At 55.3% G+C, this 20,085-nt stretch carries 11 protein-coding genes; all 11 read right to left on the bottom strand.

The features are described from left to right. Window positions 1–302: 302 nt before the first annotated feature. The 11 genes from NST04_RS13725 to NST04_RS13675 all read right to left on the bottom strand — a co-directional run bounded on the left by NST04_RS13725 (window position 303) and on the right by NST04_RS13675 (window position 20,035). Window positions 303–1,799: a beta-N-acetylhexosaminidase gene (locus NST04_RS13725; RefSeq protein WP_341184693.1), complete on the bottom strand. Its 1,497-nt coding sequence runs from the start codon at window positions 1,797–1,799 to the stop codon at window positions 303–305. 35 nt (window positions 1,800–1,834) lie between these two features. Continuing rightward, window positions 1,835–4,624 carry an alpha-mannosidase gene (locus NST04_RS13720; RefSeq protein WP_341184692.1) on the bottom strand — a complete coding sequence of 930 codons (2,790 nt, stop codon included), beginning with the start codon at window positions 4,622–4,624 and terminating at the stop codon, window positions 1,835–1,837. A gap of 6 nt (window positions 4,625–4,630) precedes the next feature. After that, complete coding sequence (locus tag NST04_RS13715) at window positions 4,631–5,629, bottom strand: glycoside hydrolase family 130 protein (RefSeq protein WP_036731574.1); 999 nt, start codon at window positions 5,627–5,629, stop codon at window positions 4,631–4,633. Between the two features lie 238 nt (window positions 5,630–5,867). After that, window positions 5,868–7,187: a glycoside hydrolase family 125 protein gene (locus tag NST04_RS13710; protein WP_341184691.1), complete on the bottom strand. Its 1,320-nt coding sequence runs from the start codon at window positions 7,185–7,187 to the stop codon at window positions 5,868–5,870. 109 nt (window positions 7,188–7,296) lie between these two features. Further along, a complete protein-coding gene (locus tag NST04_RS13705) occupies window positions 7,297–10,437 on the bottom strand; it encodes an alpha-mannosidase (protein ID WP_341185245.1) in 3,141 nt (1,046 codons plus the stop codon). 17 nt (window positions 10,438–10,454) lie between these two features. Next, the gene (locus NST04_RS13700) at window positions 10,455–12,749 is read right to left on the bottom strand and encodes a glycoside hydrolase family 3 N-terminal domain-containing protein (protein WP_341184690.1); all 2,295 of its coding nucleotides are present in this window, start codon (window positions 12,747–12,749) and stop codon (window positions 10,455–10,457) included. Window positions 12,750–12,995: 246 nt separating this feature from the next. Continuing rightward, the gene (locus NST04_RS13695; RefSeq protein ID WP_341184689.1) at window positions 12,996–13,913 is read right to left on the bottom strand and encodes a carbohydrate ABC transporter permease; all 918 of its coding nucleotides are present in this window, start codon (window positions 13,911–13,913) and stop codon (window positions 12,996–12,998) included. 29 nt (window positions 13,914–13,942) lie between these two features. Continuing rightward, complete coding sequence (locus NST04_RS13690) at window positions 13,943–14,869, bottom strand: ABC transporter permease (protein WP_341184688.1); 927 nt, start codon at window positions 14,867–14,869, stop codon at window positions 13,943–13,945. 90 nt (window positions 14,870–14,959) lie between these two features. Next, the gene (locus tag NST04_RS13685; RefSeq protein WP_341184687.1) at window positions 14,960–16,465 is read right to left on the bottom strand and encodes an ABC transporter substrate-binding protein; all 1,506 of its coding nucleotides are present in this window, start codon (window positions 16,463–16,465) and stop codon (window positions 14,960–14,962) included. 236 nt (window positions 16,466–16,701) lie between these two features. Next, a complete protein-coding gene (locus tag NST04_RS13680; RefSeq protein WP_341184686.1) occupies window positions 16,702–18,219 on the bottom strand; it encodes a response regulator transcription factor in 1,518 nt (505 codons plus the stop codon). Further along, window positions 18,212–20,035, bottom strand: a complete 1,824-nt coding sequence (locus tag NST04_RS13675) for a cache domain-containing sensor histidine kinase (protein ID WP_341184685.1) — start codon at window positions 20,033–20,035, stop codon at window positions 18,212–18,214. The genes NST04_RS13680 and NST04_RS13675 overlap by 8 nt, the downstream gene beginning before the upstream one ends. Window positions 20,036–20,085: the final 50 nt, after the last annotated feature.

Here is a 20,085-nt window from a genome sequence, read left to right as displayed (position 1 = left end):
TTTATGCTACCTTAATCAAAACGCATACACCCGGTGCATGGATGCTATGCGTGCCCAATGTGGTCGGTTTTTCGATTACATTTGGACCACGCACCTCCGACACGCCCAATGTGTTCGGTTTTTCGATTACATTTGGACCACGCACCTCCGACACGCCCAATGTGTTCGGTTTTTCGATGACATACAAAAAAAACAGCAACGAACCTCGCCCTAAAGCGGACGATATCCGTTGCTGCAATCATAAAAAGCTATACGATTTGTCTATTCTGTTGTCTACTCAGCCAAGCCATTTATTCAGCCATCTACTCAGCCGCATCTTGCTTCCCCAGCCAAGCCAGCTCCGCCATCGCCCGCAGCGGGCCGCGAATGCCTGCGGCCACTTCCGCTTCGGTCTGTGCTTCCGGCTTGTCGCTCCAGATGGAGAAGGTGGTGCCAACCAGTTCGCACGGGTAGGCTCCCGTGTATTCCTGTTTGGCTTCACCGGTGCGGTTCGGGAACAGTCCGGGATGCCAGGAGGCGCGGATTTTCTCGGCTGTCGGATAAGTGTAGCCTGCATGTTCGCCCAGCACGTAATACAAGTAGCCGTCGTTGTAGTTGATCACCTGATGCCCCTTGGCGAGGATGTCCTCCACCGGGGCCATCATCGGGTGCCACTTCGTCCAATATGTGATCTGAATAGACGGCTTGGGCGCGACCCGCTGGGTCTGATCCGCACGGTAGAGGCCGTCATTCCAGGCGCGGACCGTCCAGCCCTTCGACTCCAGATGCTCAGCGACCTCATTCAGGTAATCAATGTACGTGTCCACACCCGTGCCGCCGCTTATGTTCAGCACATTCTGAGCATACTCCGCGAGCTGCGGATACTTATCGAACTCCGCAAAGTTGATGAATTCATCCCCGCCGATATGAAAAAAGCGGCTGCCCGCAAACAACTCGGCGTATTCGTCAATCAAACCCAGCACGAACCGGCGGGCTGCCGGATTCGTAATATCCAGCGCACCCGGGGCCGGGTTGCCTGCTGCATCCTTGAGCAGCCACTCTGGGTGCGTCCGGAGGGCCTGTCCCAGATGCCCCGGTGAATCCAATGAAGGGATGATATCCACATGATAACGCTGTGCCTCAAGGATAATCGCCTTCATCACCTGCTTGGTTAAAGCTTGCTCCGACACCATCTCAGGATGGCTCTCGCTCATCAGCCGGAAGCCCTCATTCTCGGAGAAATGCAGCTGCAATGTATTGAGCCGAAGCCGGGACATTTCTCTGATCCGCTCCGTAATCCAATCCTCGCTGTAGAACTTGCGGCCGATGTCAATATGCAGCGCCCGCTCAGGCATTACGGGATAATCGGTCACTCTACCATAAGGAACGAAGCCGTCTGCCGCCAGTCTCTGCAACAGCGTCCGCAGACCATACATCAACGCACGTTCACTTGATGCGGTGATCTTCGCATAACGTCCGATGTCAATGACGTAAGTTTCCTGACTGTCCAAGTCTCCCGAAGCTTCATCACCCGTCAGTTCAATGACGATATCGCCCGAAGCAGGTGTCTCCGTTTCTCCATGAACAACAGGGATGATCCTGTCAGCAGGTGTCAGAATACCCGCGTATTCCCCCAGAACAATGAAGACCGTTTCGTTCAGAACACTGTTATTATCCGATCTGGCATTGTCCACAATCCGGGTTTTGGACCCGGCAGACAGCCGCCATTGTCCCCCGGATGCCGCCGCAATCTGCTGCTGTACACTGGTGAGCGGGCCGTTATTGGAGGTGCGCCGCTCTAATGGTTCATTCTTATCCATATCCATACCTCCCACCTCTCCCTTCTTCGCGTGGATCAGCGCAGCCGGAGGCCGACCGTTGTAATCTGATGTCCGCCAAGCGGCAGCTTGAGCGAAGCATCTCCTTCAGTCTGAAGCTCTTCACCTTCTGCTTCCAGCACATTCGAAGTATAGAAGGCAGCAACCGGCAGCGCGGATTCTAGCTCCAGCTCGCAAGGCTCAGCCGTCAGGTTGAACCAGCGGAGCAACACATCGCCGCGTTCCTTGTTCAGCTTCATAGAGGAGAAGGCAGCGGTCTCGCCACTCCAGCGGACAGCCGAATACACGGCGGGAATCGTTCCTGCATGAAACTCTGCCTGCGCGCAGGTCCACGGAATCTGGAACTGGTAAGCAGCAGCGGCAGCACCGGAGGTTACAACGTCCCCGCTATGCGGCAGAAGCAGCATGTCTGCGGTCTGTTCCCCCAGGCACTGGGCTTCCGGTGTAGGGAACCAGCCCCAGTCGCCCATCTCGCCGACACTGCGGAGCAATGTCACGGCGATGGTATTGCGTCCGTCCCGCAGAATCTCGTATTCGTGTAGTCCGAGATTAGCGACTGTCAGGCCTGCATTCTCCCCGGCAACATCCACGAAGCACTGCTGATGCTGCGCATTGCTCGGATTCTGCCATTCCGGTGCCGGCTCATTCGGACGTTCCGCCAGCTCGAACATCGAATCAACACTGTGCGAGGCTGCAGCCAGATCCGCCGGGAAAAGCATCCGCAGACGGTGGTCTTTAGCCGTGTTATCTATGAAGCTCTTTACTTCCAATCCCTTGCCGTTGCGCTCCAATCTCAAGACCGTCCGCAGCTTAAGGGTAACAGTAGCCGCACTACGCTTAGCCTGCCGTTCCGGGTAATAGACCAGTGCCCGCTGCTCTTCTTCCAGCAGGGCATCGGCCGAAGCCGGGATCTCCCAGGCATGGGCGATTTCGATGGAAGCGCGGTATGGCGTATCTTCAATGACAGCGATCTGCGCGTCAAGCCCCAGAGTCGTCAGCGGTACTTCACCCGCAGGCTGTCTGTACATATATTCATTCCCGATGTCACCAGTATTCTCGTAGACACCGAGGTCTCGGTAGACTTTGCCGCTAGGCTTATGCTCCAGCGTGAAGGAACCGTCAGCCATAACCTCGACCCGCAGCGTATCGTTCTCCAGTACGCGTGCGCCTTGAACCAGCGAAGCCGTGACGGAAGCCACAGCTTGCAGGTTCCCCTCCGAAGCGCTTCCGGCAGCATCGGCTTCCGACGCAGCCGCCCCAACAGGGCGAACCCAGGCATAGGTGCGCAGCCCCAGGGCAGGCACATCCGCCGCCTCGAAGGTCAGCCGCACCTTGCGGCAGCTATACGGCTGGCGGAAGCGGTCATCCGGCAGGTCGTAGCCGAAGGACAGGCCGAGATCCTCCACCGTACAAGGAACCGGCTGGCCTTGTTCATCGACCAGTACCCGTCCGGCCAGCTCCACAGCCTTCATCAGCCGGGCATTCTCTTCAAGAGGCAGCCCGTCGCGCAGATACTGGCGGGCAGCATCCAGCTCAACGGTCACCGTACCGGTGCGGCTCCAGCCGCTGGTATTCGTCACCACGAGCGGAAGCGCCTCTTCGCCGTAAGCGGCGAAGCCGGAGGTGTCGACCGCTGCGGTGATCGCCTGCATACTATCCGCCACGATGCCTTCGGCCGTGTGATAGCTCTTGTCGAAGCGGGTGACCAACTCGCGGTGCACCTCATCCACGCTGCAGCCGCAGATGGAATCATGTGGATGGTTCTGCAGCAGCGTCTTCCACGCATAATCCAGCAGATGCTGCGGATACTCGCCGCCATGCAGCTTGGCGATAACCGCCAGCGGCTCGGCCACCTTTTCCAGCATGGCCTGGCCGCGCTGGTTGAGCTGCTTCAGGTATACCCGGGCGGAAGCGGTATTAACCAGCGTTCCCCAGCCGTCCGTGCGCTGGCTCCGCAGTTCGCCCTTCACCGTGGACAGGCTGCGGCCAGCCAATGAAGCTTCCACTGCCTTGATGTACTCCGGGAAGTTCGAGTGAACGAAGGCGACCTCCGGGTGCAGCTTCTCTGCCGTGCGGATCGCCTCCGGCAAGTCGGTCTGCAGCGGCTGGTGATCGCAGCCGTTCATGAACAGCAGCTGATCAGTCGCTGCGTACTGCCGGGCATCGCCCAGCTTGCGCTCCCAGAAGCGGCTGGCCTCCTCAAGCTCGACCGGAACTTCATTCCCGTTGGAATACCAGTTGGCGAAGAGGATGCCCAGCACCTGCGAGCCGTCCGGCCCTTCCCAGACCAGCTCCGAGAACGAGGATTCATAGCCGTCATCGGAGACCATATTGTTGAAGCCCGTCGGCTTCACGCCGCGCCCGAAGAAGGCGTTGGTAATACCGGCCTGCTGCATAAGCTGCGGAATCTGTCCGGTCAGGCCAAAGGTGTCCGGGAAATAACCGATTTTGGACACTTCCCCATAGACTGCCGCATCCTGATGTCCCAGCTGTAAGTTACGCACATTGGCTTCCGGGCTGGTCAGGAATGCATCCTGCAGAATATACCAAGGGCCGATGAAGATCCGTCCCTCCCGGATATGCCGTACCAGCCGCTCCCGGTTCTCCGGACGGACCTGCAGATAATCCTCGATGATAATCGTCTGCCCGTCGAAGAAAAAGCTGCGGAAGTCCGGGTTCTGCTCCAGCGTGTCCAGAAGTGTATCCACGAGCTGAATCAGCCGGATGTGATGGCGCTCATAAGGCAGATACCATTCCCGGTCCCAGTGCGTATGCGAGATAATATGTGCCGTCTGTTGTTTGGTCATAACCAGTTACCCCTCAATCTCCAGCGGATATTCATCCATATAGCTGATCAGCTCATCCACCGTCGTGAAGGCCAGCCCCGTCACCGTATCCGCACAGCCGTAGTAGATGGCAATCCGTCCGGTAGCCGCATCGGTCAGTGCCGCGCAAGGGAACGTCACGTTCGGCACATCGCCCACACATTCATATAGCTCTTCCGGGCCGAGGATGTAGTTGCGCGAACGCGCTTTTACCTTCCAAGGCTGATCCAGATCCAGCAGCGCTACCCCCATGCGGTAGACGAACCCGTTGCAGGTGTTGATAACGCCGTGATAGATCAGCAGCCAGCCCTTGTCCGTTTCAATCGGAATCGGTCCAGGACCAATCTTCTTGGACTGCCACGCCGAAGCGTCACCGTCAACCGTACCCATCACATAGCGGTGCTTGCCCCAGAAGGTCAGGTCAGGACTCTCACTGTAAAAAATATCGCCAAACGGCGTATGCCCGGTATCACTCGGACGGCTGAGCATTGCATAGTTGCCGCCGATCTTGCGCGGAAGCAGCACCCCGTTCCGGTTATACGGCAGGAAGGCATTTTCCAGCTGGTGGAAGGTTTTGAAATCGAATGTATACGCCAGTCCAATTGTTGGGCCGTGGTAGCCGTTGCACCAGGACACATAATACCGGTCGTCGATCTTGCAGACACGCGGATCATAGCGGTATTCGCGCTTGGTGATCTCTTCATCGCCCTCGAATACGATCGGCTCGTGGTTGATCTTCCAGTTCACGCCGTCTTCACTGAAGCCCGCGAAGATATCCATGCTGACCGACCGCGAATCACAGCGGAACACCCCTGCGAAGCCGCCTTCAAACGGAATGACTGCCGAGTTGAACACACTGTTCGAGTTCGGAATGGCGTTGCGCGGAATGATCGGGTTGGCGGAATATCTCCATACCGGCGAATTCGTGCCCTCAGGCTTCTCCTGCCAAGGGATGTTCGGTAGTGCTTCTCCAATAATTGTACTCATGATCAGGTCTCCTTTATCTGTGAAAAATATTTAAATTGAACTTATGATTTTCATGTTATGGATTAGCCGTGACTCCAGAGAAGTTTTGGACTTCCGGCCACTGTTGTATGCAGATTTCTTGATTTTATACCGCTATTCGCGGTGGAAATCCGCATACAAAGGCGGACGCTATCGCTCCTCCAGTTCCAAAATTCCCCTCCGCCACTTTTCCTTAAACTTTAATGTTTTAGTTCAATATTTAGAGAATGCCTTCCTTCAGTGCCCGCAGGATCAACTGCGAGAACAGGCTGTTCGACCAGGCGAACCACTTGCGGGTGAACACAGACGGATCGTCGGCGTGGAAGCCTTCATGCATATAGCCGGTGTCAGCATCGGTCGCTTCCAGCATGGCGATCACCGCCAGCCGTTCTTCCTTGCTGTCAGCCGTGATGCCCTGCATCGACAAGGCCATATGCCAGATATAGCCGGGAGGGGTGTGCGGACTCCCGATTCCTTTTGCAGCCTTGCCCTCGAAGTAGAACGGATTCTCCTTGCTTAGTGCGAAGCGTCTCGTATTCTGGTAGACCGGATCGTCATTGTTCAGATAGCCCAGGTACGGAATGGACATCAGGCCCGGCGTTCCGGCATCATCCATCAGACTGTAATTGCCATAACCGTCGGTCTCATAGGCGTAGATCGGCCCGAATTCCGGGTGGCGGTAGGTGCCGTACAGCTTGATGCCGTGATCGACCTCCTGCTCCAGTTCTTTCAGCTCAGCCAGGAAATCCAGGTCCCGGAAGACCCACTCGGCAAAATCCTGCATCTGCCGCAGCGCCACCACGGCGAACATGTTCCCCGGGATGTTGTAATGGAAGTCACAGGCATCATCGCTGGAACGGAAGCCGGACCAGATCATGCCAGTGTAATTCACAGGCATCCCTAAGCCGCCGTTACGGATGGAATCCTCCATAATCCCGTTGTTCCGGGTGAAGCGGTAAGGGGACTCTTCCGCATGATGCTGCTCGCGCTTGAACAGATCGGTGATGACGCGGAGCATTTTTTTGAAATCAGAGGTGAAGAAATCGGTCTGTTTCGTCTCTTCCCAGTAAGCATGGGCCAGCCGGATCACAAAGCACAGCGAGTCGATTTCGAATTTGCGCTCCCACACCCAAGGCGACATCTCCGTCACATCTGCGGCGTTCCAGTGCCAGTCGTTGGCCGATTCATTGAACGCGTTGGCGTAAGGATCGATCAGCACATACTCCGTATGGCGCTTGATCAGCCCGCCGATAATCCGCTGCAGGTCAGCATCTTCCGCGGCAAAAGGCACATAATGAATGACCTGCTCCACCGAATCGCGCAGCCAGCAAGCAGGAATATCCCCCGTAATGACAAAGGTAGTTCCGTCATCTAGCAGCTTTGTAGTGGTCTCTAGTGTATTCGGGAAGCAGTTGCGGAACAGCCGCTGCAGCTTAGGCCGGTGGGCCAGCTTCGCTTCGGCGTCGGCCAGCACGGCCTGAATGGATGACGGCAGCGTTAGCTCCGGCATCTCGATGCGGGGAAGTCTGAATTGTTCCAAGGTAGTAGTCTCCTTATCGCTTGATCTATAGTTTAGAAGCTGAATTTCTTGATGGGAGTGAGAGTTGAGATTGGCTTAATTGGACCTTACGCTCAGCCCCCATTTGTTTCTATTCAGCATGAATAATCTTAATCGTCTTTATCTCAAACGGATGGAAGTCTAGCGTCAGTACGCCGTCTTCATCCGGCAGCAGCTCGGTCTCTTCCTCTAGCGCATTGGACAGATAGATACCAGCGTGCGGCAGCGGCCAGCTGATCCGCACGGTCTCGCGTCCACCGGCGGATTCATACAGCCGCAGGATGCTGCCGCGTCCGTCTTCCGCCAGCTTGACGGTATCGAGCACCACTTGCTTCCCTTCATAAGGAAGGAAGGAGCCGGTCGACGGATGCTGCCCTGCACTTGCCTCGCAGCCTACCGCGTAGGATGCGTGATTCAGCTCAGCGGCCTTGCGCTGGGTATGGGCTGAACGCCAGTCTCCGGTATGCGGGTAGAGCGAATAGGTGAATTCATGCTCTCCCTGATCGGCCGAATGATCCGGCCAGCGCGGTGCGCGCAGCAGGGACAGACGGATGGTGCTGCCCTGCGTGTCATAGCCGTATTTACAGTCGTTCAGCAGGCTGACGCCATAATCATGCTCCGACACATCGGCATACCGGTGCCCGCAGACCTCGTACTGTGCCTGCTCCCAGCTGGTGTTGCGGTGCGTGGTCCGCTCCAGTGCGCCGAACGGAATCTCATACGTCGCCTTGCTGGTCACTACATCAATCGGGAAGCCAACCTTCAGCAGTTTGTGGGCTTCGTGCCACTGGACCTGTGTCTTGAAGTCGATCCGCTTGTCGGTGTGGTACAGGATCAGCTCCTGCTGGATTTCCGATTGGCCTAGACTCCAGCGGAAGAACAATACATCGCAGACAGGACCTGTGGACAGCAGCCGCTTCTCCAGCAGGACCGCCGCTCCGGCAGGTTGCTCCTCATAACGGCTGTCGATATCCCAGGCATCCCAGAGAATCGGACGGTCATGGAAGAAATGCAGCCGGTTCAGCGCTTCCCCGGACTTCACAATCTCGCGCCCGGCTTCCTTATCGTACAGGCTGATGATCTCGCCCAGCCCGTTGAACTGGAGCCGGTAATAGCCGGTCTCCCAGCGATTCTCGAATGCAGCTGCGGCTGCCGCAGAGATGGAGTTGTTGCCTGCATCCGATGCATCCGCCCCCTGCTTCTCTTCCCGCAGCCACACGGTTGCATACCCGAATGCCGGAACCTCCGGCACCCGTACACGAAGCACTGTTTGCTTTCCTGCTGTAGTCAGCTCTGCCGGAAGCTGTGTTCCGTTTCCGTCATAGACGGCCGGAGCAGTGAGCTTCAATCCGGCGGCAACCTCAAGCTCGGCTACCATATCCCGGGTCCAGCCCAGTCCGTTCAGGATGACATAAGGCTGCCCCTCTCCACGGGTATCAATATCCGATACAGCGGCCTCCATCACGGACTTCAGGCTGCTCTCCCCAAGGACGAAGATATTCTTGTATTCCTTGTCCGAAGTCTCATAGACCTCAGGAATCGACGAGCCGGGGATAATATCATGGAACTGGTTCAGTAGAATCATCTTCCAGCCTTCATGCAGGGCTTCCCCTACCTCTTCCCTCCGCTGCGGTGTCAGCCCGTGTCCAGCCAGCGTCTGCCATAGCTCAGCTTCCCGGTACAGAATCTCGGCCTTGCGGTTATTGCGCTTGTTCCGTGCATGGGTCGTATAGGTCCCCCGGTGCAGCTCAAGGTATAGATCGCCCTGCCAGACCGGCAGCTCAGGTGCAGCCTGCTCGATGCCTGCGAAGAAATCTGCCGCCGTGCTGTAGCTAGAGGCAGGTTGACCTACCATAAGCTCTGAACGCGACAGGTATTCCAGCATCTCCCGCGTCACGCCGCCGCCGCCGTCCCCGTGTCCGTAGAGCAGCATTTGTTCGCTGTGAACGGCTTTTTGGCGGTAGGATTGCCAGTGCTCATGGATATCCTTCGGCAGCGTATTCTCATTCACGCCATGGTTCATATAGGATAATAGCGCTGTCCCGTCGATTCCGACCCAGTGGAACAGATCATACGGGAACAGGTTCGTGTCATTCCATCCAAGCTTCGTGGTCATGAAGTAACGGACCTTGCCGTGCTTCAGGATCTGCGGCAGAGAGGCACAGTAGCCGAAGGTGTCCGGCAGCCATTCAATCTCGGATTGCTGGCCGAACTCCTCCTGGTAGAAGCGCTGTCCGTACAGCATCTGCCGCATCAGCGATTCCCCGCTCGGAATATTCAGATCGGGCTCTACCCACATGCCGCCGACCAGCTCCCACCGGCCTTCCTGAATCCGTGCCTTCACCTTCGCGTACAGCTCAGGATCATTGTCCTTCAGATAAGCGAACAGCTGCGGCTGGCTCTGGGCATAGCGGTATTCCGGGTACTCCTCCATCAGAGCATGTACCGTCGAGAAGGTCCGGCTGGTCTTGCGCACCGTCTCCCGGGTAGGCCATAACCAGGCAATGTCGATATGCGACTGCCCGATCATATGAATGAAGCCCTCGCTGTTGCCGCCGATGGCCTTCACTTTTGCCGCCAGCTCCTGCTCAATCGCCTCTATCCCCTTGCCAGCCTGCGAAACGTCAGTCCCCAAATTCACATAAGCATCCATCGCCTGATGCAGCGCCTCCAGCATGCGGATACGCCGGAAATCCTGCTCCGGCAACAGCAGCATCGAATCCCGGATGACGGTCACTGTGTACATCAGCGACTGTACAGGCAGATTCACTCTGACCAGCGCTGCGGTGATGGACCGGACCGGCGGCTGAATGACCGCCTGCTTATTCAGCGGATCATCCGGCTCAGGGATCGGATCATAGAGCTCAATCTCAATCTCAGGGTGTCTGCCGCCCGTCTCCGGATTCAGGGAAGCATAGGTATGATTGCGGTCAATCCCCTGTTGCGAGGCTCCGTTCACACGCAGCAGCCCTTCGCCGCCGGAGTGGAAGATCAGCCCGGTGTCCGCGTCGGTCCAGTCCGCCGGGATATCCAGGGTGGTGCGGAAGTAATAAGTGGTGCCTTGCACGCTCGGAAACAACCCGAACGATTCGCTGCCCAAATAAGGCTGTGCTTCGTCATAGTGGCCCGGCTGCCGGTAGATGGTGGAGAAGACCTGCCAGTCATCAAGCACCCGGTATTCCAGCCACTGCTGCTGTGAACATTCCCGAATGAACCGGTTAATGCGTTCGATGTTTATCTGCTCCATCTTTAGTCCTCCATGACCGCAAGATCAGTATCCAGCGTATCGTTCACATTCCTGCCGACACCGATGCGGAAGCTTCCCGGCTCGACCACCAGCTTGTAGTCCGTCCCGATATAGCTCAAATGCTCTGCATTCAGTGTGAAGCTCACCTTCTGCTTCTCTCCCGGCTCCAGTACGATTTTGCGGAAGCCCTTGAGTTCCTTGGCCGGTCTAGTCACCTTGCTGACCAGATCGGAAATATATAGCTGCACGACCTCCGCACCGCTGCGGGAGCCTGTATTCTCCACTTCCACTGTAACCTCAGCCGTTCCGTCAGTCCCGATCACCGCAGGCTCGACCTGTAGTCCGCTATAGCTGAATTCGGTGTAGCTGAGTCCGAAGCCAAACGGATAACGCGGCTGCGAATTCCCTTCCAGATAGCGTACTCCCCGGGAACGTTTGCCTAAGTAATACACTGGCAGTTGTCCTACATCCTCAGGGAGGGAGAGAGTCAGCCTGCCGGACGGATTGACATCGCCGAACAGAATATCTGCAATGGCGTGGCCGCCTTCCTGCCCTGGATACCATGCTTCGAGAATGGCATCTGCCTGCTCATCGATCCAAGGTTCAGCAATGGGACGCCCGTTGATATACACGACGACTACCGGCTTACCGAGTGCCTTCAGCTCCTTCATCAGCTCCAGCTGAACACCGGACAGATGAAGCGACATGCGGTCGATGCCTTCACCGCAGTCCATATCGCTAAGCGCATTCTCCGTGACCTTCGAGGCTCCGGTCCGCAGATCGATGCTGCCTTCACCGAAGTCACGGGCGCTCGAACCGCCCAGGGCGAGCACAATGATATCCGCTTCGCTTGCTACCTTACGCGCCAGCTCGAAGCCCTCGGTAGAGCTGTCCTTGATCCGGCAGCCCGGCGCATAACCTACGCGCTCCGGCTGCCCGGCAAGCTTGGCGCGTATTCCGGCCAACACTGTAACCACACGGTCACGCGGCTGCGGAGAGGTGTAATCGCCAAGCTGATTGTAGCCGATGTCCGCGTTCGGCCCGATAACCGCAACCCTCCCCTTGTCCTTAGACAGCGGAAGCACCCCGTTATTCTTCAGCAGCACAATTCCCTCTGCCGCCACGCTGCGCGCCAGCCCGGCGTGCTCTGCACTGCCGATTACCTGCTCTGCCACATCGGGATCGGCATACGGCTGTTCAAACAGGCCCAGCCGGAACTTCAGCTCCAGCACACGCGCCGCCGCCTGATCCACCAGCTTCTCATCGAGCCGCCCGGAGCGCAGCGCCGCAAGCAGATATCCGCCGAACATAACGCCGGACATCTCCATATCAATCCCGGCGGAGAGCGCCTGCACCGCTGCATCCTCCCCGCTGTCTGCCGTATCATGGCCCGAGGCCAGCATATCGATCGCACCGCAATCGGTAATGACCATGCCGCCAAAGCCCCACTCGCCGCGCAGAATATCCTCCAGCAGCTCCTGATTGGTGGTGCAAGGCACGCCGTCAATCTCGTTATAGGCTGGCATAATGGAGACCGCTCCCGCTTCCACCGCTTTGCGGAACGGGTACATATCGACTTCCAGCAGCTCGCGCTTGCCGATATGCGCCGGACCGGCATTCCGGCCGCCCTCTGAGCTGCCATAGGCTACGAAGTGCTTGAGGGTTGCGCCCACACTGGACGCGCTGTCCAGCCGGTCGCCCTGTAGTCCTTCTACAGAAGCTACGGCATATTCGCCGATGAGATACGGGTCTTCCCCGAAGCATTCCTCGGTCCGGCCCCAGCGCGGATCACGTACCACATCCAGCACAGGGGAATAGGTCACGGCTCCGCCCTGCGCCCGGGTCTCACGCGCTACTGCCCGGGACATCTCCCGGTAGAGGTCCACATTCCAGGTGCTGCCGATCAGCAGCGGAACCGGGAATACCGTGGCCCCGATGGCCATGTGTCCATGCGAGCATTCCTCACCGATCAGGAGAGGAATACCAAGTCTCGAATGCTCCAGCGCATAACGCTGAATCGAATTCACAGCCTCTGCTCCGGCCCGTGCATCCAGCCCGCTCTCCAGCGTAACTCCTGTCCAGGGATCGGCCCGCAGGGTTCCGTATAATGCGCCGACGCCGCCTTCGCGGATCTGGCGCTTGAAATCTTCGGTCAGTTCTATTGTTCCATCTGTATGATTATAGGTCTGCCATCCGAACAGCTGCACCAGCTGGCCGACCTTCTCTTCCGGCGTCATCAGCCCGAGCAGATGCTCTGTCCGCTCCTTGACGGGCTGTGTACGGTCTCTATATAACATCCTGGCTCCACCCTCTCTCCCTTTGTTCTCTATAAAATACATTTAAGATTTCGATTCAAAGTATGGTCGTCACTGCGGTGAACATTTGGACTTTCGGTCGCTGTTGTCCCCAAATTTCTTGATTTAAACCGCTGTTCGCGGTGGAAATCCGGTGACAAAGGCGAACGCTACCGCTCCTACAGTTCCAAATTTCCCCTCCGCTCCTTCTTACTTTTCATTAATATCTTTAAAAATTTATATAGAAGCCTACTCCTTAACCGCACCCACAGTAAGACCCTGAATGAAGTAACGCTGGAAGAACGGATACGCGAAGATAATCGGACCGGTTGCCAGCACCACCATCGCCATACGCGAGGTATCCTGCGGCATGGAGCGGAGCGCCTCCAGACTCAGCGAGCTGTTCTGGGAATTCTGCAGAATGAACTGCATACTGGTCTCGATCCGCATCAGCATCGACTGCAGCGGCACCAGATTCGGATTGTCAATATAGAGCAGCGCGTTGAACCAGTCATTCCAGTACCCCAGGGTGCTGAACAGACCAATCGTAGCGAGACCCGGCAAGGACAGCGGCAGCACAATGCCGAGGAAGGTGCGGAACTCTCCGGCGCCGTCGATTTTGGCCGATTCGATCAGCGCATCCGGCACACTGGTAATATAAAAGGTACGCAGAATCATAATGTAAAAAGCATTCACCGCCAGCGGCAGCACCAGCGCCCAAATGCTGTCCTTCAGGCCCAGCATCTGTGTTACCACAATATAGGTCGGAACCAGCCCGCCGTTAAACAGCATGGTGAAAAAGGAAAAAAACGCGAAGAAATTGCGGTATTTGAAGCTTTTACGTGAAATGGCATAGGCATAAAGTGAAATGATAAGCAGGCTGACAATCGTACCGATGACGGTTACAGCAATCGTCACCCCGTAGGAACGGAGCAGCGTGTCCCCTGAGCTAAATACATATTTGTAGGCTTCCAGACTCCATTTGGCCGGGATTAACCGATATCCGTCCCGCGCAAGCGCCCCTTCGTCCGTGAACGAGATGAGGACAACGAACAGGAACGGGAAGATACACAGGATGGCAAAGCCTCCGGCGATACAGTTGAAGATGGTATTGAGCACCGGCGACAGCCGATGGAAATCGCGCGATTTCGCAGCGTTAGCAGACATTTGGATGACCTCACTTTCCTTCTTTTTCCCTAGAATAATGCACTGTCCTTATCGAATTTGCGCACGATGTAATTGGAGGTTAGAACCAGCACGAACCCGACCACTGATTGATACAAGCCCGCAGCCGTACTCATTCCGATCTCGCCGGTAGTCTTGAGTCCACGGTATACATACGTATCGATAACGTTGGTCACGCTGTAGAGCGTCCCCGAATCTCTCGGCACCTGATAGAACAGCCCGAAGTCCGCATAGAAAATCTTCCCGATCGCAAGCAGCGTCATGATGATAATGATCGGCTTCAGCATCGGCAGCGTGATACTGCGGATCTGCTGGAGCTTGCTGGCCCCGTCGATCATCGCCGCTTCGTAGAGGGACTTGTCGATACCCATAATCGCGGCTAGATAGACCACGCTGTTATAGCCGACGGCCTTCCATAGGAATACGAATATAATAATGAACGGCCAGTATTTCGATTCCGAGTACCAGGAGATATTACTGCCGAACATGGAGTTAAGCAGGCCACGCTCCGAGCTCAGGAAGCTGAACGCAAAGTATCCCACAACTACCCACGACAGAAAATACGGCAGGAACATGCCTGTCTGATAGAATTTGGCCAGTTTCTTATTGGCAATCTCGGACAGCACCACCGCCAACAGCACTGACAGAATCAGGCCCAGGCCGATGAAGGCTATGTTATATAAAAGAGTATTACGTGTGATCAGATAGGCATCATTGGTGCTGAACAGAAACTTGAAATTATCCCAGCCGACCCACTTGCTGTTGATGATGCTGGCCCAGAAGCCATCCCGGCTGAACCGGTACTGCTTAAACGCAATGACCGTACCCACCATCGGCAGGTAAGAGAAGAATAAAAACCACAGTGTGCCCGGCAGAACCATAAACAGCAGCACTTTATTTCTCAATATATCCTTGGCGGACTTTCCTATTTTCCCCATACTTCTAGTTCCTCCTATGCCGGAAAATTCTTATATTTACAAAAAAGATCGGGCCAAGTCTAATCACCCGCCCGATCCTCTAATAGAATGCTACTTATTATTCGCTGCTTTCCAGGCGTCGATCTGTGATTGAGCTTCGGCAATGATTTTATCCAGACCGGCAGCCTTCAATTTCTCGTTAGCCTTGGTCAGGTACTCTTCCGAATCTACAGATCCGGTCATCAGCGGTGCCCAGAATTCTTCCTTCACGTTCTGAACAGCAGCGATTTCATTCGTTACCTTGGAGGTATCGAAGTTGAAGCCGAGCAGCGGTGCGTTGATACCGGCATCATTAAATTTCTTGAATTCTTCCCATTTGTTCTCAGGGTCGCCTTCATTCAGATAGTTGATCATGATGTTACCCAGGGAGAAGGTAGGCATATCGTAGTTCTTCGCATCCGGGAGGTTCTTGATCATGTTGTCGCTGATCTTCTCGTAATGCACGCCTTCGATCCCGGAGTCAATCATGTTGCGCAGCTTAGGATCCGTGTTAAGCAGGTTCAGGAATTCCATCGCTTTCTCAGGATACGCGGAGTTAGCAGAAATCGCCTGCATGGAGCCCATTACGGACCAGTTGTAGATATAAGGCTGACTGGCTGGTGTGGACACGACTGGATACCCGTAGCTTGCGGACCACAGATTGTCGGCCATCGGCTGGGTGGATGCACGGTCAGTGAACCATTTGCCGGCTTTGTACAAGTCATCTACCGATGAGGTAGTCGCAACTTCAGGGGAGATGTAACCTGCCTGATAGAATTTGCGGACGGTCTTAAGCGCTTCCTTGATCTCTGGAGTTTCCAGGATGTTGACCACTTTGTAGTCCTTGGTGTCCAGATAGACAGCCATCGGCATCTTCTCAATCACATAGTCAAAAGGCATAATCGGCATGAAGTCCTTGACCATTGCGTAAGGAGTGACTCCAGGCTCGTTTTCCTTGATGGTTTTGAGCAGCGGCTCCAGATCCGCCATCGTCTTCACGCTGGTCATATCCAGCTTGTATTTGTCGAGCAGCTCTTTGTTGAAGCGGAAGACCTCTTGAGCCGGAAGCTCTTTGTTCGCAGGAATCGCATAGTTGTGGCCGTCTACCTTGGAGCCTTCCAGGAAGGCCGGATCAATTGTATCCACAATGCCCTTGCCCTGATTCTTCAGCAGATCATCGATCTGCAGGAAGGCACCCTTACGTGCATTCTGCACATAATCGAAGGCCCAGGAGGAGGTGAACAGGATATCCATCGGCTCACCGGAAGCCGCCATAACCTGCATTTTTTGCGTATAGTCCCCGAAGTCGAGCATTTTGATATCCAGTGTTGCGTTGATTTTCTCTAGTGTGTATTTATTGACTTCTGTGAGCACCTTGTCCATATCTTTCTGCGGCGGCCCGATTGTGTACCAGATCAGTTCTACTGGCTTTTCGGTAGCCTCCGAGGCTTTGTTGCCGCCTGAAGCTGCTTCTCCGCCTGCATTGTTCTTACTGTTTCCCCCGCACGCCGTTAGCGCCAGTGAAACGGTTAAAAGCGTTGTCAACAACAAGGAGAAGTGTTTCTTTTTCTTACTCATTTGCCGTACCCCCTTTTAATTAGCTGTCTGGTCTTTCAGGCTTACCGGATCTTTCCGGCTGCTGCTTTCCTTGAGCTATACCTTAACTTTATAAGATGAAAGCAGTTTCAAATAGAAGAGAAACTATAGTTTTTCAGGTATGAAATAAAGAAAATAAGCTTACCCGCAAAGGCAGGTTATTGATCTTTTACAAGGGCTGTAATGTTCTGGTCCCGTGATGCGCAGGGAGGACTGCCTCACAGCAGCCCCTTGAATTCCGTCGGCGAGATGCCTACATATTTCTTAAATTGCTTGTAGAAATATCCCATTTCCCAGTATCCCACATTCCTTGCGATTTCATGCACCTTCAGATTCGTTGAGCGGAGCTGCTCCTTGGCCTTATCGATCCGGTAGCGGTTCATATACTCGGCAAACGATTCGCCGGTCGTCTTGTGAAACAGCTGTCCCAGATACACCGGATGAATGTTGAACATGAAGCCCAGCTTCTTCAGCGACAGATCCTCACTGTACGATTTCGCGATATAATTCAGCACCTGGTTCACCACCGGACTCTTCAGCTCCCGGTCCAGCAGCCCGATGATGCCTGCCGAGGTCTGGCGGAGCGCAGCAGACAGAGCAGGCAGCGAATTCGCCCGGCGGATCGCCGTCAAGCCCTCGGCAATACACTCCCGCTCCGTCTCACTGCGGATATCCTTGATCAGTACCCGGAAGAACAGAATCCATTCCAGCGAGATCTCCTCCAGCATCGCTGGTGTTAACCCGTCCATACTTGGGGCTGCAAAATATAGCTCCAGCTGCTCCGACAGCCCCGCCACATTCTTGGACATAATGAGCTTAGCGTAATCGCTCCAGTCTGCGGGCAGGACCGACCCCAGATCCTCTTTCCGGTCCCTCAGCTGCTCATAATAGATACTGCTGCGCTCCGGGTGAATCTCCAGGAACTCCTGTGCCTGCTTCGCCTGCTCATAGCTTGCGGGAGCGGCGTCCACCCCGTACACAGGCGAGCCCACTGCCGACCGCAGCTTCTCACCGCCGGTGCATAAGCCGTTAATCTCCTCCAGCATGAACGCCATCTCCGCCGCACCGGCGGAGGCTTCTTCATAGTTATGTATCAGCACCAGATCATTGTCGGAATCCCAGAACATGAAGAACGAAGCCTCTGCGCCGATGCGGTCGGCCACCCTCTTCCTGAAGTCCTCCGTTGCAGACTCTACCTGCAGGAGCGCAACCTGCACATAACGGCTGCTGAGCGGCAGACCGATCAGATTCAGCCGTTCGGAGCGCTCCTGCGGATCAATCTGCCCCCGCAGCCAGCGCAGCAGCACATTATCCTTCAGCACGGAATTCGTATATTCCCACCACTGCATATCCTGCCTGGAGACATTCAGCTTCTCCACAATCGTCTCCAGCGTCTGCTGGAATTCCTCCAGATTAATCGGCTTCAGCAGATAATTCTCGATTCCGAGCGACAGGCCTTCCTTCACATACATGAATTCATCGAAGCCGCTCAGCACCACCACCTTCATGTCCGGGCGAAATTCCCGGACGGCGCGGATCAGCTCAAGACCGGTCATCACCGGCATGGAGATATCGGTAATCAGAATATCGGCGGGATTCTCCCGCAGCTGCCCCAGTGCCTCCTGCCCGTTCTCGGCCTGCCCAACAATCGTGAGGCCCAGTTCCTCCCAATTGAGAATATCCTGCAATCCGCTCAGAATGAACGGCTCATCATCCACAATAAACACCTTATACATCTGCGTTCTCCTCCTTCAGCGGGTATGGAAAAGTAATCGTAACCTCTGTTCCGCTGCCTTCCTCACTCTCCAGCTCTACGCCGTAGGGCTTGCCGTACATCAGTCTCAGCCGCTCATGAATACTGCGCAGCCCGAACGACTCGGACCCGGACATTTCGCCGTGATCCTCCAGCACCTCACGGAGCCGGGCCAGCCGCTCCTCTGCAATCCCCTTGCCGTTATCCGTAACCTTGACCCGGATATTCTCCGGCTCCGCTGTGATCACAATACGGATCACATTATCAGTCTGCCCTGTCCGCATGCCGTGCAGAACATAGTTTTCAATGACCGGCTGCAGCGACATTTTGAGTACAGGAAGCTCTTCCAGCTCCGGGCTGCATTCGATGGTATAAGCGAATCGGTCCTTGTACCGGATACGGAATAATTCCAAATACAGGCGGCAGGCCTCCAGCTCATCCTTGAACGTATATTTCAGCTTCGGACGGACGTACGATTTGAACAGCATGGACAGGCTGTAGATCATTTCCCCCACATCCTTCGCCCCGCTCGAAATCGCCCGCATCCGGATAACTTCTAATGTATTATACAGAAAATGCGGATTCACCCTGGCTTCCAGCGTAGCGATCTCCGTATGCTTCTGCTTGATTTCCGCCTTATAGACCTGGTCGATATATTGGTTCAGTTCATCCAGCATGCTGTTGAAGCTCTTGGCAATCTGCCCTAACTCATCTTCCTTGCCGTCCACAATCCGGGTGTTCAGATCCCCGTTCTTGACTTTGCGTGTGAAGCGGATAATGCGGTGGGTCCGTTTGGCAAAATTAGAAATGAACATCGCCGGCAGCAGCACGGCAAACAGAATACAGACGAGTGCGATGGACACAATGGTGCTCCGCGCACTGCTGTAGGTCTCGGCCAGCTCCTTCTTCGAGATCAGGCTGACCACCGTATACCCCGCCTGACTCTGCGTCTGGCTGGTGACAACCATTCCATCCACGGTAACCTCCTCGCCGGCGTTCATTCCCTGCAGCTTCGGCAGCTTCCGGCCATATCCCTTCCCTGAGGAATCGAAGATGACTTCATTCTGGGCCGAGAGCACGAGGAGGTCGCCTTTGAAGTCCTGCTTATAATTATTCATGGCCTGCCAGATGGCCTCGGAATCGAAGTAGACCAGCAGCTGGCCGATATTGAGCAGCGAGGACTTATTATTGATGGGTATTTTCACAGAGAACAGCGGGGCTGCCGGCATCCCTATGCTTTTCAGCACCCAGATATTCGGAACAGAGACGACACTCTCCTCACCCAGCACCATCGAATCGGGGACAAAAGAATGCGCCGCATTGGTCGAGATCCGCTCGAACTGCCGGCGGTTGTCGTAATAATACATCACCTGCTGGTTGGCGCTGTACAGGATCAGGCCGCGGATGTCGGGATCATCGTCAATCTTGTTCTGGAAATACTGGATGGCGTTCGAAGCGGACTGTTCCCCCAGCAGAAAACGGTCCAGCCGGTGCTCAATATAATCGCTTAAGGGATTCTCCAGCAGGAAGGTCGTGTTACTGGCCAGACTCGCGTCCCTGTACACATCACGGAGCATATCCTGAACAGATTGATATTTGTTCTCCACATAATTGCTGACGCTCTCCATGCTCTTGCGCTGGATATCCATCTGGCGCTGCACTGCCGAATCCGAGATTAGCATCAGCACCAGAATGGAGAAGGCGATAATGGTGGCTATGAAGATACAGGACACGATCAGCGTGAAGCGCAGGAACATATTGTCTTTAAAATACTTGCGGTACAGCGAAAGGCTTCGCATCATTCACCTCCTAACATACTTGATAGCCCTGCAGGCACGGCTAGCCGGTA

The sequence above is a fragment of the Paenibacillus sp. FSL H7-0756 genome (assembly GCF_038006765.1).
GTDB lineage: Bacteria > Bacillota > Bacilli > Paenibacillales > Paenibacillaceae > Paenibacillus_AQ.
This window is presented reverse-complemented; position numbering and strand designations above follow the sequence as displayed.